This window comes from Bartonella grahamii subsp. shimonis, from assembly GCF_036327415.1.
GTDB classification, from domain to species: domain Bacteria; phylum Pseudomonadota; class Alphaproteobacteria; order Rhizobiales; family Rhizobiaceae; genus Bartonella; species Bartonella shimonis.
Genome location: NZ_CP123961.1, coordinates 339,695 through 353,155, shown reverse-complemented (window position 1 = coordinate 353,155; position 13,461 = coordinate 339,695). Strand labels below are relative to the sequence as shown.

The window sequence follows — 13,461 nt, the reverse complement described above, 5'->3', positions numbered from 1 at the left end:
ATTGATGTCCCCTTGGATTCATGGAATCTTTCTACGGAAGCGAATCAATGAAATGAAAAGTGGCGCTGTGATAGATCATTTTCTTGAGATGATGAGCGCGGAGAGAGGGGCTTCACCTCATACGCTTGCGGCTTATCAGCATGATTTGCAGTGGGCACAAGACGAATTGTCTTCACACTCTGTTTCGCTTTTTTCAGCACAAAAAGAAGATTTAATTGCTCTTTTGTCGCTTATGCATACTTTTGGTTTTGCAGCATCGTCGCAAGCGCGCCGTTTATCGACTTTGCGTCAGTTTTATCAATTCCTTTATGCTGAAGGGTTGAGAGCAGATGATCCCTCTCATGATATTGATGCACCTCGTCAGGGGCGCCCTTTGCCGAAAATTATTGGTGAAGATGCGGTGACAAAGTTGCTTGATTTGGCGCAGTTGGAGGTTAATCAAGCAGATTATGGATCTAAGGATTATCTGCGCGCATTGCGTCTTCAGCTATTGAGTGAAATGCTTTATGCAACAGGGTTGCGTATTAGTGAGTTGGTGAGTCTGCCGGTTCAGTCTGTTCGAAGGAAGGAGTACAGCGTTTTGGTTTGTGGTAAGGGAAAAAAAGAACGAATGGTGCTCTTATCAAAAAAAGCACGCCAAGTTCTTTCACAGTGGTTAAATTTGCGTGATCAGGGAAAGGATGCTGCAAGTCCTTATCTTTTTCCTGCGCATTCCGAGACAGGATATATTGCTCGTCAAGTCGTTGCACGGGAGTTAAAAAATCTCGCTAGAAGAGCAGGGATAGAAAGTGATAACTTTTCTCCCCATGTGTTGCGCCATGCTTTTGCTAGTCATCTTTTGCAAAATGGTGCTGATTTGCGCGCAGTTCAACATTTGTTAGGTCACTCTGATATTGCTACCACTCAGATTTATACCCATGTGTTGGAAGAGGGACTTTATCGTTTAGTCAATGAGCATCATCCACTTGCCGATGAACAAAAGGCTCGTTAAAGAAAAGGTGATGTTTTTGAAAAAGACTTTATAAAGCAAATTATAAGTGTATAAGTGACACTGAATGAGTTGGTACAAATGTATAATTATCTTGATTTTGAAAAACCTGTTGCTGATCTTGATGGGAAAATTCTTGAATTAAAAAAAATTTCTCAGGAAAAAGGCAGTCTTGATATGAGCGATGAGATTGCTCGTCTTGAAGCGCGATCTCAAACAGCGTTGCACGATATTTATAAAAAATTATCGCCGTGGCAAAAAACACAAGTCGCTCGTCATCCTGATCGTCCCCATTTTATGGACTATTCTAAACGTCTATTGAGTGATGTGACTCCTTTAGCAGGAGATCGCAAGTTTGCTGAAGATGAGGCTATTCAAGCTGGGTTTGCACGTTTTAAAGGTGAGGCCGTTGCTTTTATTGGTCAAGAGAAAGGTCACGATACGCAAACACGTTTGCGCTATAATTTTGGTTCTGCACGTCCAGAAGGATATCGTAAAGCTGTACGCATTATGGAAATGGCTGACCGCTTTGGTTTGCCACTCCTCACTTTTATTGATACAGCAGGTGCTTATCCTGGGGTAAGCGCTGAAGAACGTGGTCAAGCGGAAGCAATTGCTCAATCAACAGCTGCAACTTTGCGTTTGAAAGTTCCTGTGGTTTCCGTTGTTATTGGAGAAGGCGGTTCTGGAGGAGCGATAGCAATCGCGGCTGCCAACAAAGTTTATATGTTGGAGCACGCAATTTACTCTGTTATTTCACCAGAAGGAGCAGCTTCTATCTTGTGGCGTGATCCAGCTCGTGCAAAAGATGCTGCAATGAATATGCGTATTACCGCTCAAGATTTGTATCGCTTAAAGATTATTGATGGCATTATTTCAGAACCTTTAGGGGGAGCACATCGTGGCAAAGAGATTGTCATTGATGCAACGGGTGATATTATTTCAGAAGCTTTAAAAGCTATGGCTGGAAAAGATGGTGAAGCTCTTAAACAAGAGCGAAGGGAAAAATACCTTCAAATTGGTCGATCTCTAACATAGGTTATTTTTTGTGAGGGGTGTTGGATTGGAGTTTTATTCGATGACATTTAGCAGATTCTTCGCTGTGTGTGTGTTTTTTGTAATGGGAATATTGACGGCATGTGAAGGAAGATTACCAGGTTCTATTCGTGCTAAAGTTGAGCAGCCGTTGCCGCAAGAAATCCAGAATAGAATGGCTTTGTACGATATTGATCCTTATGCACCAATTGTAATGCGATTTTTCAAGGAAGAAAATCTTGCTGAAGTTTGGAAGCAATCTCGTTCAGGGCCTTTTATCTTGGTTGCTCGCTATGGCATTTGCAAATGGTCTGGTAAACTTGGCCCTAAATATAAAGAAGGGGATCTTCAGACACCGGAGGGTTTTTATACTATTAGCGCAAACCAAATGAATCCTTATTCAAAATATTATCTTTCTTTTAATATAGGATTTCCTAACCTTTATGATCAGGAAAATGGTCGTACAGGAAGCAATCTTATGGTGCATGGTTCTTGTTTTTCCGCAGGTTGTTATTCTATGAGTGATAAGAACATGGCTCAGATTTATGCGTTTGCACGGGATGCTTTTAAAGGAGGACAAAGAGAGTTTCAGTTGCAGGCTTTTCCTTTCCGCATGACCGAGGATAATATGTCACGTCATAGCAAGGATCCTCATTATCAGTTCTGGGTTATGCTTAAAAAAGGTTATGATTTTTTTGAAAAAAATCGTCAACCTCCAACTGTTGAAGTTTATGGAAAACGTTACGTTTTTAATCGCGATATTGATAAAACTTCAGTTTCTCTAATGCAGTGAGTGTTATTGAATCCTGCTGCACCGTAAACACTATCACTTATAAAGGCGGTACAGGATATGCAAAAACTTTACGCATAAGGTGTTTAAGTGAGTAGTCAATCTTTTAAAGCGCAGATTTTTTTCATAGAGCCTTATGTGAGTAAATCAGATGAAGTGGGAAGCCAAGAGGAATTTTCTCAAAGAAATTGGATTGTTTGCACATCGGCACTAGTGTCAATCTTCGTTTTTAATGAAGAGTAAGTTAATATAAAATGCACCTCTCTTTTTATTTCTTTCAAAGAGTTTTATTCTTTCATGCTGTAAAATATTGTCTTGTAGTGCTGTTATATAAGATACATTCACACATTTTAAAATGCGATATTGCCTCTGTCTGATTTTGGTTTTTTGCTTCAACAGGAGTTTTTATTTCAATTAGCTGGAGTAAATCATAGAGTTGAGCAGAATATTTTAGAACCAAGAATTTGTCCAATCGGTTTGTGAAATGAATCACATGACGTGGTTCGCAGATGAAGCGCATTTAGAGAGAAAACAATCTGATTACAGATTGATGAGTATTAAAAATTTTTATCATAAAAATTTGATTTATAATGATAATCTATCATTTTTCAGTTTGAATTGAGGGACTCAATATCATAAGATCCTTTTATCTTAAAATCTGTTTATGATGAATCAATTGAAACTATTTTTTGCACATCATAAAATTGGATTGGCATGTGAATAAAATTCTTAAAAAAAGAAGTACAGATACTCTTTTCATGAGTACTCTAAAGTGCCAAGTTTTTCCAAAATATTTTCAAATGGCAAGAGTATGGGGCTACCAGCTTGTATATTTATAGAGTAAAGATGGAGAATGGGGCTTATGCATTTTATGGAGAATTTTGTATTATATTATTTATAGGTAGCGTCTTGAAATAGGGATGACGCGTATTGAGAGACGGTGTTTTTAAACGAGAGCGTGAATTCGCGATACAATGATGTTCTATTTTGTGTGAGTAGGGACTATTTTATAGATAAGGGTGATATGTTAATGCTGGAGTTTTTTAATACGTAGTCATTTTGTGTCATACGGTTTTGTAAGAGAGCTAAAAAGTTTCAATTGTGGTAGTCTATAGGGATTTTGTCGTTCAGTGAAAAAGTACGAATAATTTTATGGGAGGTATTGAGGTATTATTGTGTAGAAAGCATTGTTAAAAATGCGTACTTTCTTATTTTTTATTCCATCATGTGAATAAACTTGAATAGGATATTTATGAAAGGTTTTTATAAATTTCTAACATATTGATTATAAATATAATTTAGTATTATTCAACTTGAATTAGGACCCTGAATACCGTAAAATTCTCTCATTTAAAATCTGTTCCATGTTGAATCAATTAAAACCATTTGTTTGCATATTACAAGCGGGGATAGGTGCGTGGGGTAAAACTGTGCAAGAAAAGACTAAAACGTTTTTTATGAACCATCTAAAGTGCCAAGAGCTGTTTAACATTGGGGATTAGCAAAGTGTGTTATGGTGCCGGTTTGCTCCTTTAAAAGCATAAAGATGGTGGTACCTATGAATTTAATGCTATATCATTGAAGGGGAGAAAAAATTAAAATTTTATTCCTGGAATGACCAGAGGATTTTTTAAGAGAGCTGTTTTGTCTGCAGTATCTATTGCTGGTTTATTAAAAAAAGCATTGAGAAGCTTTTGTATTGCTTCTTTTTCAACACCATCGGCAATGATGACAAAACGTGTTTGTTTTATTCCTTTTGGCCATGCTGGTAATCTTATGGGAGGATGAAAAAATGTTTGTACGCCATGTAATACAAGTGGGCGATAAGGGTCATCACGCAAAGCGATAATTGCTTTAATACGTAGTAATTTTGTACCATAACGTTCTTGTAGGAGATCTAAAAAAGCTTCGATTGTGGCGTAATCAACAGGATGCTCACAGTTTAGTGAAAAGGTACGAATGGTTTTATGGGGGGAATGATCATGTGGGATAGTTGTAAGATTTTGTTTAAGTTTTATATTTTCTCCTTTTTCATTCCATAATGTGTTATTTATTAATAAATTTGAACAGAAGCCTTTAGAATGGGCGTCAATGATTTGTGCTGTAGGATTAATCGTTTTTAGTGTGTTAAGGAGCGTATCTGAAAGCGTTTGTTGAGCCATAAGATCTGTTTTGGTGAGAATAATTTTATCGGCAAATATTAATTGTTTATATATTTCAGGATAGCGCTCACATATGGAAAGTGTGCTTAATGTATCAAATGTTGTAAGAACAGCATTTATGGACAATGTTTGAATAAACAACGGGTGGCTTAAAAGTATTTGTAAAATAGGAGCGGGATCAGCCATCCCTGTGGTTTCAATGATAATGTGATGGAATTGTTTGATCTGTCCTGTCTGAACGCGATTTATTAAATCAATTAATGTTTCGATGAGATCACTGCGTAAATTGCAACATAAGCAACCATTGGCAAGCTCAATAATTCCTTCTGTCGTTTTTTCAACCAGAAGGTGGTCAATACTAATTTCGCCGAATTCATTGATGATAACAGCACATTCTGCTAAGAGAGGGTCTTGTAGCATACGGTTGAGCAAAGTTGTTTTACCAGAGCCTAAAAAACCAGTAATAAGCGTAAGAGGGATGCGCTTTATTTTCATGTTAATCATCAACCGTGGTTTTGTTTTAAAAAACATATCTCAATACATCTAACCAATTTATAATAGTGTCCGTGAGGGATGTATAATGGTCAATCTCCCATGAAATCCATTGTACCACTATCTTTATGCTTATAAAGGTAGGTGCACGAGGGTATATCATACACTTTTTAGCGTCAATGTTATGATAACTCTTGGCTCTTGAAAGGACTCATAGGAGGAATTTTTATTCTTTGTTTTAATTATTTTATCTACATGTTTATTCACCTTGTGACGTGCAAGAGACTGATTTTTATTGATTCAACAAATACAGATTTAAAATGAGAGAATCTTATAATATTTGTGGTTCTAATATAAGGTACAAAATAATTAATTATCATTATAAATAAAAATGTTATAATTAATCGCAGATTATGATTTATGGCTTTTTTATAGAATGGTCTGCGTGTCTTTTATACGAACTATGGGGCTTTCTTAGTGGCTTTACTGTCATTTTAGGTGTTTGTGGCGTACGAATGAGGTGTACTGGTAAAGGGTGAGAAAAAGGAGGGGGAGCAGTGATAAAAGGTGAGACGAGAATAATATTTCCTTGATCATCATATGAATTTGCATGCATTTTTATGGCTTCAGGTGTGCATGTTTGTTGTTTCATATTGTTGACTTGTGTTATGTTGTTCCCATAAGGTTTTAACGTTGCTAGTGTTAATTGGGGTCTTCCTTGTTGCAAAAATCCTGTTTCAAGAAGTTGCGCAGCTTTCTCTTCCCTTTCACTTATGTTGTTGGCACCTAGAATGACAACAATAATTGTACGTTTATTGCGGGTGGCTGAGGCAACGAGATTAAAACCAGAGGCACAAATAAACCCTGTTTTCATACCATCTATTCCATAAAAACGGCCAATGAGGTTGTTTGAGTTATGCTGGATTTTTCGATTATTACCAAAATCAATGGCTGGAATAGAAAAATAATGAGCATATTGTGGAAATTCTCGGCGTATTTGAACGGCTAAAAGAGCAATATCGCGTGCCGTGGAGTAGTTTTGAGGGTCTGGTAAACCACTTGCATTTGCAAAATGGGTCCCAAACATACCTAAGCGTTTAGCTTCGCTATTCATTTTACGTACAAAATCTTTCTGTGAACCAGCAATGGCTTCGCTCATGGCAATAGCCAAATCATTAGTAGATTTAACCATGGTGATACTTAAGGCTGTATCAAGTGTGAGTACAGAACCAGCTTTATAGCCAGAACGATATGAGGGAGCTTTTGCGGCGTATTTGCTGATGGTGATATGTTTGTCTGGTGAAACTTCCCCTCGGCTCATGGCACGAAAAATAACATAAGCGGTCATTAATTTTGTTAAGGAAGCAGGATACCAACGCTCAAAAGCTTGATTATGTTTTAGGATATGTCCCGTTGTAACGTCAACAGAAATAAAAGGCTGTGCTAGAGCAACGGCGCTGGACAAACTCAAAATCACAGAAAAAAATAAATTATAGAAGAGACGTTGCATTAATTTAAATCCAGTTCCTTCTTATTCGTTATTTAGAATTGTTTTAATGTAGCACACAAAACTTTTAAGTCTAGGTTAGGGAGGGAAGATGGTTAATTGCTATATCCGTTGTGTCTCATGGATAAAAACTAACATTCATTTTTATTTTCCCCTTGAATTTGTTTTGATGACTTAAGTATTTCAAGAAATACTTTTTAAATAATGAAGATTGTACAAGATTTCAGGCTCTAAGGGGATTGATGCTTTTCAGGAAGGAACAAATTGTCATAATCATATATTTTTAGCTCTTCTGTTAAGACAGCCCTTGGCACTTGAGATGGTTCGTAAAAAGCATTTTAGTCTTTTCTTGCATCATTTTATCCACACAGGTATCCCCGCTTGCAATGTGCAAGAAAGTGATTCTGATTGATTCAACATGGAATAGATTTGAAATGAGAGAACCTTACGGTATTCAGAGCTCTCATTCAAGTTGAATAACGCTAAAATATCCTTATAATCAATATGATGTATGTTATTAAACGATTTTAAAGAGAGAAAGAATTCTTTCTTAAAAAAATTCACACATTGATCATTTCTTATAATGGTATATGTGTTTTATAATTTTAAATTAGAAAATTTGAAGTATCTTTCTTATATTTTTGTTTTATAGATTCCGCTCAATATATAAAGTGATGCCTTATTCTGATCAATCAGTGCATTGTTTCATGATGATTTAGTTTTTGAAGTTTCTGAACAGCATATGGTGGCATAGGAGGGGGGGTAGGATCTTGAGCTGCTAAGAGAAGTAGTTCATCACAGGCTTTTTCAGTTTTTTGGATAAGTTGATCTAGAAAATCACGTTTGCTTAAACCAGCCTCTATCGGGGGAAGAATGCGGACACGAATTGTTCCGGGATAGCGGCGTAAATTATTGTGTGGCCAATATAAACCCGCATTGTGTGCAATAGGGACAACTTGAAGTCCTAATTCATTATAAAGAGCAACAATCCCTGATTTATAATCTGGTTCTTGACCTGGTTGTCGGCGCGTTCCTTCAGGAAAAATAAGAATTTGACGCCCTTGTTTTGCCTTTTCTTTTGCTTTTTGTATGATGGTTTTTAAAGCTTTAATGGGGGTTGTGCGGTTAATTGGGATAATTTGTGTTTTTGCCATATACCAGCCAAAGAATGGAATCCATGTCAGTTCACGTTTTAGGATGAGAGCAGGGTCATCAAGATAAGGCACAAGGCCAAAAGTTTCCCATGCGGATTGATGTTTTGGAGCAATTATGTAGGCTCCTTTGGGAAGATTTTCTAATCCTTCAATTTCATAGTTTGTACCTGCAATGTATTTTTGCAAAAAGAGCGTAACACGCGCCCATGTTTTTGGAACAATCCACGCTTTTTTGCGTGGCATTAAAAAATAAAAGGGTGCATAAAGAATCATTTGCACAAAAGTCGTGGTATAAAAAGCGAACGTAAAAAGAAGAGAACGAAGGGTAAGCACTATATTTTCCATTTTATATCTGCAAAGAGACTGTGTATATAACGCACTTTACACGAGAAAACATCTTTCTTTAGTTTTTTCAAGCATCTATTTTTTCGGTAACTCATTTTCTGATATTTAAAAACAGAAGGAAAGAGGTTGATGGAATTACAAAAAGATAAACTTTTTATTCCACGGATTTTATCTATTGCAGGAACAGATCCTTCTGGTGGTGCTGGAATGCAGGCGGATTTGAAGGTTTTTTCAGCTATGAAAACTTATGGTATGAGTGTGGTTACAGCTGTTGTTGCACAAAATACTCAGGGTGTACGTTCTTTTCAGGCATTAGATGCTTCTTTTGTTGCAGATCAAATTGATTCTGTTTTTGAGGATATCCATGTTGATGCCGTTAAAATTGGTATGGTTGCAAATGCTCAGATTGCACAGGTTATTGCAGAACGACTTGCTTATCATAAAGCCCGTTTTATTGTTTTTGATCCGGTTATGGTCGCCAAAAGTGGTGATGTTCTTTTAAAGCCTGATGCAATTGAAATTATGCGTGATGTTCTTGTGCCCATGTCAACTTTGATTACGCCAAATTTGCCTGAAGCAGCACTGCTATTGGGAGGTGAAGTGCAATGGTCTTTAGAGGCTATGCATCAATATGCTCCACGACTTTTAGCGCTAGGGTGTCATGCAGTTTTGTTAAAAGGAGGACATTTGAATACGCTTACTAAGAATAGTACAGAAAATTACGATTGTTCTAGTCCAGATCTTTATTGTGATTGTGAAAACCTTATTATACTTGAAGCTTCTCGTCTTTCAACCACTCATGATCACGGGACAGGGTGTACCATTTCTGCCGCCATTGCTGCTCTGTTACCTACCCAATCTCTAGAATACGCGGTTAAACAAGCAAAAGATTATTTGCATGACGCTTTATCTGCCTCAAATGCTTTAGAAGTAGGGAAGGGGCGAGGGCCGCTTCATCATTTTTATGCATTATGGAAAGATTAATACAACAATTGATTGTGAAAAATCTTCACTCTATGAATTTGTTTCGTCTTTATATGCTGTTTTGGACTTATGACTGATAAGTGTTAGCGCATTGTAGTCTAACAGTTATTTTGTATTAAAAAGGATGAGAAAAATAATGTTATAATCTGTTTCTTTTATATGTTTTTTACGATTGATATATCCTGTTTCAGAGGCAATTTTGAGTATAAAAAAGAGAGCAAGGAATTGTAAAATCGGAATTTGATAGCAAAAAGGGTAGAAGGAAAGATCTTTTATAAGGCGATATTGAAGCTGGCTGATCTCACTATATTTGCTGTTTCTTATATTGGTGGTGAAGCAGGATGGGTAGGGTTTTCTAAATGGCAATTGATACGTCCTGATGGAATTATCAATGATCTTTCAGGTGATGTGGTGAGTTTTTTCAGATATTACAACGTCATTATCCTTTTTATGGAACTGCTTTATGGAATTGCTAGCGTTTCAGATGAGCAGCCGTGAGGAGTTTTAATAGACCTGTAGCGTGTGGTTTAATCTTTTCAAACTTGAATTTCTATTCTGTTATTTCGAGATTTTTTTGATATTGTCTCTAAATTCGGATTACCAAGTCAAAATGACGGTTTAATTTTATCTATTAATCTTAAAAAAACTCGTAATAGTAATAGATCATATTACGTGATGAAAATTCACGGAGTAGGTAATGAGAGTTAATGTAAAAATAGATATTAATGCTCTTTTTTTAACCCAGAGGCATAAAGAAATTTATAAATTTACTGATCTCGATATTTTAAACAAATGTTTTAATACTGAAAAGTTCATTAACATATTAAAAGAAAAAATAGGAGATATAGGAACAATTGTAACCTTATCATAAAAAACAACCCCTCTGTTGTAGCAGAGGGCTTAAATAGCGGTAAAAAAATTTTAACATTGGGGTTAACAATGTCAAAGAAACTGATCTACAAAATTTAAAACGACGTATAAATTATGCAAATTCACATCTTAGTACTCTCTTAGGTACTGAAATAATTCAAACCTTCAGAGTCCGTTACCACTAAGAATATAAGGAAAATTAGCAGAGAATTAAAGAAATGGCAAGCACAAAAAAAATTAAAACAGAAAAAAGAAATTTTTCTATAAGACTTTATAACTTTAATGAGAAAATGACTAATAATGCTTTTAATTTTAATACACTTCCACAAAATGAAAATCAATTAAAACATTTCGATAAATACTTAAAAAACTAAAAAAACATTAAATTCAATGAAAATGAGACAAGAGTAATTTTAAGTAAAAATTTCCTAAAAGCGAGAGATAAAATTGTTAGTGATATGTTAAAAAGACATTTCATTAAAAAAAGGATATGATGGTAAAATACGATACTTTATCTGAACCTGTTATGAAAAGTTTATCTGAACTCACAAAAGCTAATTTTTACATATAATGGATTTCATCATTAAGTATTTAAACTGATCTGATTTTATTTTGCGCTATGACTGTTCAACACCTTATTTTCTTTGTCTTGATTGAAGTTATGCTCCTCATGTAAAATAGTATGCTTCAAATAGAATTCACTTATATTGTTAATTCACATGTTTATTTTAAAGAGATTTCCCTAAAGGTGTGTCACATCCATTTTATAATAACGTCCGTGAATGGTTTAAAGCCTCTATGAAGTGTATAAAGCTATTATGCTTCCCATTTTTATGTTTTTAAGGTGAAAGAGGTACCTCCTATACTATTTTTAGCTCCCAATGTTGCGATAAGCTTTGGTATTTTAGAGCGTTCATGAGAAGAGTTTTTATTCCTTTCTGCAAGTGAATTTTATAGATACATCAATTCCGCTTGTGATGTGTAAGCAGATGATTGTGAGTGATTTAATATATAGAGATTTGAAATGAGAAATCCTATGATATTTGAGACGCTGGCTCAATATGAATAATGATAAATTATTTTTATGAATCAAATTATTGATTTATTTTTTTGTTGAAAATTATTTCGGATAAGAATTTGTTTAAGCAAGAGGATTATCAAATGATGTGCCAGAAATCCCAAAAATTTAATTTACTCTAGATAATAGGTGAAAACAGTTTATTTCGTGTAAAAATAATACAATTAGCGTGAGGGATTTCTCATCATCAACAGTGATATAAAAAAAGAGATAATACATATAAAGGAGCTTTAAATGATCTTTGAAAGGGTTTTGAAGCTCCTTTTGTTATTATATAAAGCGAAGATTTTTTCTATTAATTGACTAACAGACTAACCATCTAACAAAATATGATGCAACTGTAGTTTTAAATATTTGCTTTCGAGTTTTTCATAAATATCAGTGATAAACAGTAAATTATTGACCATATCAAATAAAAAATTTTCACTTGTTTAGCTTAGATCTATGATAGATATCTTTTTTGAGACAATTATCCTGAAAATCATAAAAGTAAGAAAATCTTAGCGAGTCACTTGAAACAATTATATTTGTAATAACTGATTTTAGCTTTTTACTATCAGTATTAAAGGGAATTGGCTAAAATTTCTTGGTTGTATAGATTGGTTTTCTATATTTGAGTTATGCTGAAAATAACAAATTCTCTTGTAGATTAGCAAAAAAAGAGTTCATAACTAAACCGCTATGTGTTTATTGGAATAAACTTTGAATTCACCAAACTTTATAAAACCCAATTTTTTATAAATGCCAATTCCCTCGTGAGAGGCTTGCATACCAATAACATGACATTTCTTTCTTTTTAAATGCTCAATAGCAATTTTTGTCATTAATGTCCCGACACTTCTTTTCTGAAAATCTGGATTGGTGACAATATCATACACTCCACCAACTCCATCTGCTTTAATACAAAAACATATTGCTACAGGACTATTGTTTATATAACCAACGAACATCTCTACATCAGAGTCTTTTTTATAACAACGGCCTATTGTTTCATAAAATATAACCGCTTCTTCATCAAAAGGCTCGAATACTGATGCCATAACATTTCCGTAATCTCTAAAATCTTGAAATGTTTCAACTTCTCTAATTTTGAAGTTATCCGGCATAGAAGTAACATGTGAGTCTATATTTTGTGCTAAAGCTGCTATTTCTACCTCTGTTTCAACATGCTCTAAACCCATAGATTAAGAGAACTCTATCAACTTTATAATGAGATGAATGAGGACCAATCCACCAAGCTAAAGGCAGTTTTTGTGCATTAAAGGAATCGATAATAGATTTTGCTTGGTCTACAGGTATCGTTTCTTGTAAATTTTTAGCAGAGACAATATTGAATGTGTCTGAAGCAAATGTTGAATTAACAGAAGATACTCCATTTGGAAAATCAACAACCTTCATTTTAGGGCATAATTTTGGTAAAAAACGTACCTTTGAAAAAAGTTATTCTCTAATGATAAGTCAATTTTTGATTTGTTTAACATTTGCTCTCTTTGTAATTGTTTATCATTTCTAATTAATCTTTTAATACTGGGGCTGTTACATAAGCTTCTATAACCTGCAAGGTCGTTGTAGTTTGACACTAGGTTTTGTACTAAGTGGGAAGAGGTGGGATTAGGTAGGAATACGTGATAATTTATTGTTTTTATGTATAAAATTTAGCATTAAATGCGTGTTTTGTCAAATTGGATTTTGACACCGGAAATTGCAAAAAATGGTAAAAAAGAGCGAAAATCGGAAAAAAGTGCGTTTTCATGGTAAAAATGAGAGAAGGCTTTGAAAGGTCTTTGAAAATCCTTTGAAGATTTTTAAAAAGTCTGTGAAAGCCCAGAAAACCGCCTTTGAAAAGCCTTTGAGAAAAAATAAATTGGTACAAAACCTAGTGTCAAAATATACAAAACCCGCTGGCAAGCTACAAATACAAAATCCAATGGAGCGGGCGATGGGATTCGAACCCACGACCCCAACCTTGGCAAGGTTGTGCTCTACCCCTGAGCTACACCCGCTGACCGATTCGATATATATCTTGCCTGTATGGCGTAGGCTTTGACGAATTGCA

Annotated in this window: 10 protein-coding genes and 1 tRNA gene; 5 read left to right on the top strand and 6 right to left on the bottom strand. The window is 35.0% G+C overall.

All coding sequences use genetic code 11. The features are described from left to right. Nucleotides 1-52: 52 nt before the first annotated feature. From QHG57_RS01750 to QHG57_RS01740, 3 genes are all read left to right on the top strand, one after another. Nucleotides 53-991, top strand: coding sequence for a site-specific tyrosine recombinase XerD (locus QHG57_RS01750; RefSeq protein WP_330168377.1), 939 nt, complete (start codon nt 53-55; stop codon nt 989-991). Between the two features lie 78 nt (nt 992-1,069). Beyond that, nucleotides 1,070-2,026 carry an acetyl-CoA carboxylase carboxyltransferase subunit alpha gene (locus QHG57_RS01745; protein WP_330168376.1) on the top strand — a complete coding sequence of 319 codons (957 nt, stop codon included), beginning with the start codon at nt 1,070-1,072 and terminating at the stop codon, nt 2,024-2,026. A gap of 40 nt (nt 2,027-2,066) precedes the next feature. After that, a complete protein-coding gene (locus tag QHG57_RS01740) occupies nt 2,067-2,816 on the top strand; it encodes a murein L,D-transpeptidase family protein (RefSeq protein ID WP_330168375.1) in 750 nt (249 codons plus the stop codon). A 1,592-nt stretch (nt 2,817-4,408) separates the two neighbouring features. On the opposite strand, the gene QHG57_RS01735 is transcribed toward QHG57_RS01740, so the two are convergent. From QHG57_RS01735 to QHG57_RS01725, 3 genes are all read right to left on the bottom strand, one after another. Beyond that, a complete protein-coding gene (locus QHG57_RS01735; RefSeq protein ID WP_330169342.1) occupies nt 4,409-5,470 on the bottom strand; it encodes a CobW family GTP-binding protein in 1,062 nt (353 codons plus the stop codon). A 415-nt stretch (nt 5,471-5,885) separates the two neighbouring features. Next, entirely contained in the window at nt 5,886-6,977 is a 1,092-nt protein-coding gene (locus QHG57_RS01730) for a D-alanyl-D-alanine carboxypeptidase family protein (RefSeq protein ID WP_330168373.1), read from the bottom strand. Nucleotides 6,978-7,666: 689 nt separating this feature from the next. Further along, nucleotides 7,667-8,473, bottom strand: a complete 807-nt coding sequence (locus QHG57_RS01725; RefSeq protein WP_330169341.1) for a lysophospholipid acyltransferase family protein — start codon at nt 8,471-8,473, stop codon at nt 7,667-7,669. A gap of 129 nt (nt 8,474-8,602) precedes the next feature. On the opposite strand from QHG57_RS01725, the gene thiD reads away from it, so the two are divergent. Together thiD and QHG57_RS01715 are read left to right on the top strand one after the other, a co-directional pair. Further along, entirely contained in the window at nt 8,603-9,457 is an 855-nt protein-coding gene (gene thiD, locus QHG57_RS01720; protein WP_330168371.1) for a bifunctional hydroxymethylpyrimidine kinase/phosphomethylpyrimidine kinase, read from the top strand. 285 nt (nt 9,458-9,742) lie between these two features. After that, entirely contained in the window at nt 9,743-9,955 is a 213-nt protein-coding gene (locus QHG57_RS01715) for a hypothetical protein (protein WP_330169340.1), read from the top strand. A gap of 2,121 nt (nt 9,956-12,076) precedes the next feature. Here the strand turns inward: QHG57_RS01715 and QHG57_RS01710 are convergent. From QHG57_RS01710 to QHG57_RS01700, 3 genes are all read right to left on the bottom strand, one after another. Further along, the gene (locus QHG57_RS01710; protein WP_330168369.1) at nt 12,077-12,586 is read right to left on the bottom strand and encodes a GNAT family N-acetyltransferase; all 510 of its coding nucleotides are present in this window, start codon (nt 12,584-12,586) and stop codon (nt 12,077-12,079) included. After that, a complete protein-coding gene (locus tag QHG57_RS01705) occupies nt 12,567-12,803 on the bottom strand; it encodes a hypothetical protein (RefSeq protein WP_330169339.1) in 237 nt (78 codons plus the stop codon). The genes QHG57_RS01710 and QHG57_RS01705 overlap by 20 nt, the downstream gene beginning before the upstream one ends. A 530-nt stretch (nt 12,804-13,333) precedes the next feature. Beyond that, nucleotides 13,334-13,408, bottom strand: a tRNA-Gly gene (locus QHG57_RS01700). Nucleotides 13,409-13,461 lie beyond the last annotated feature (53 nt).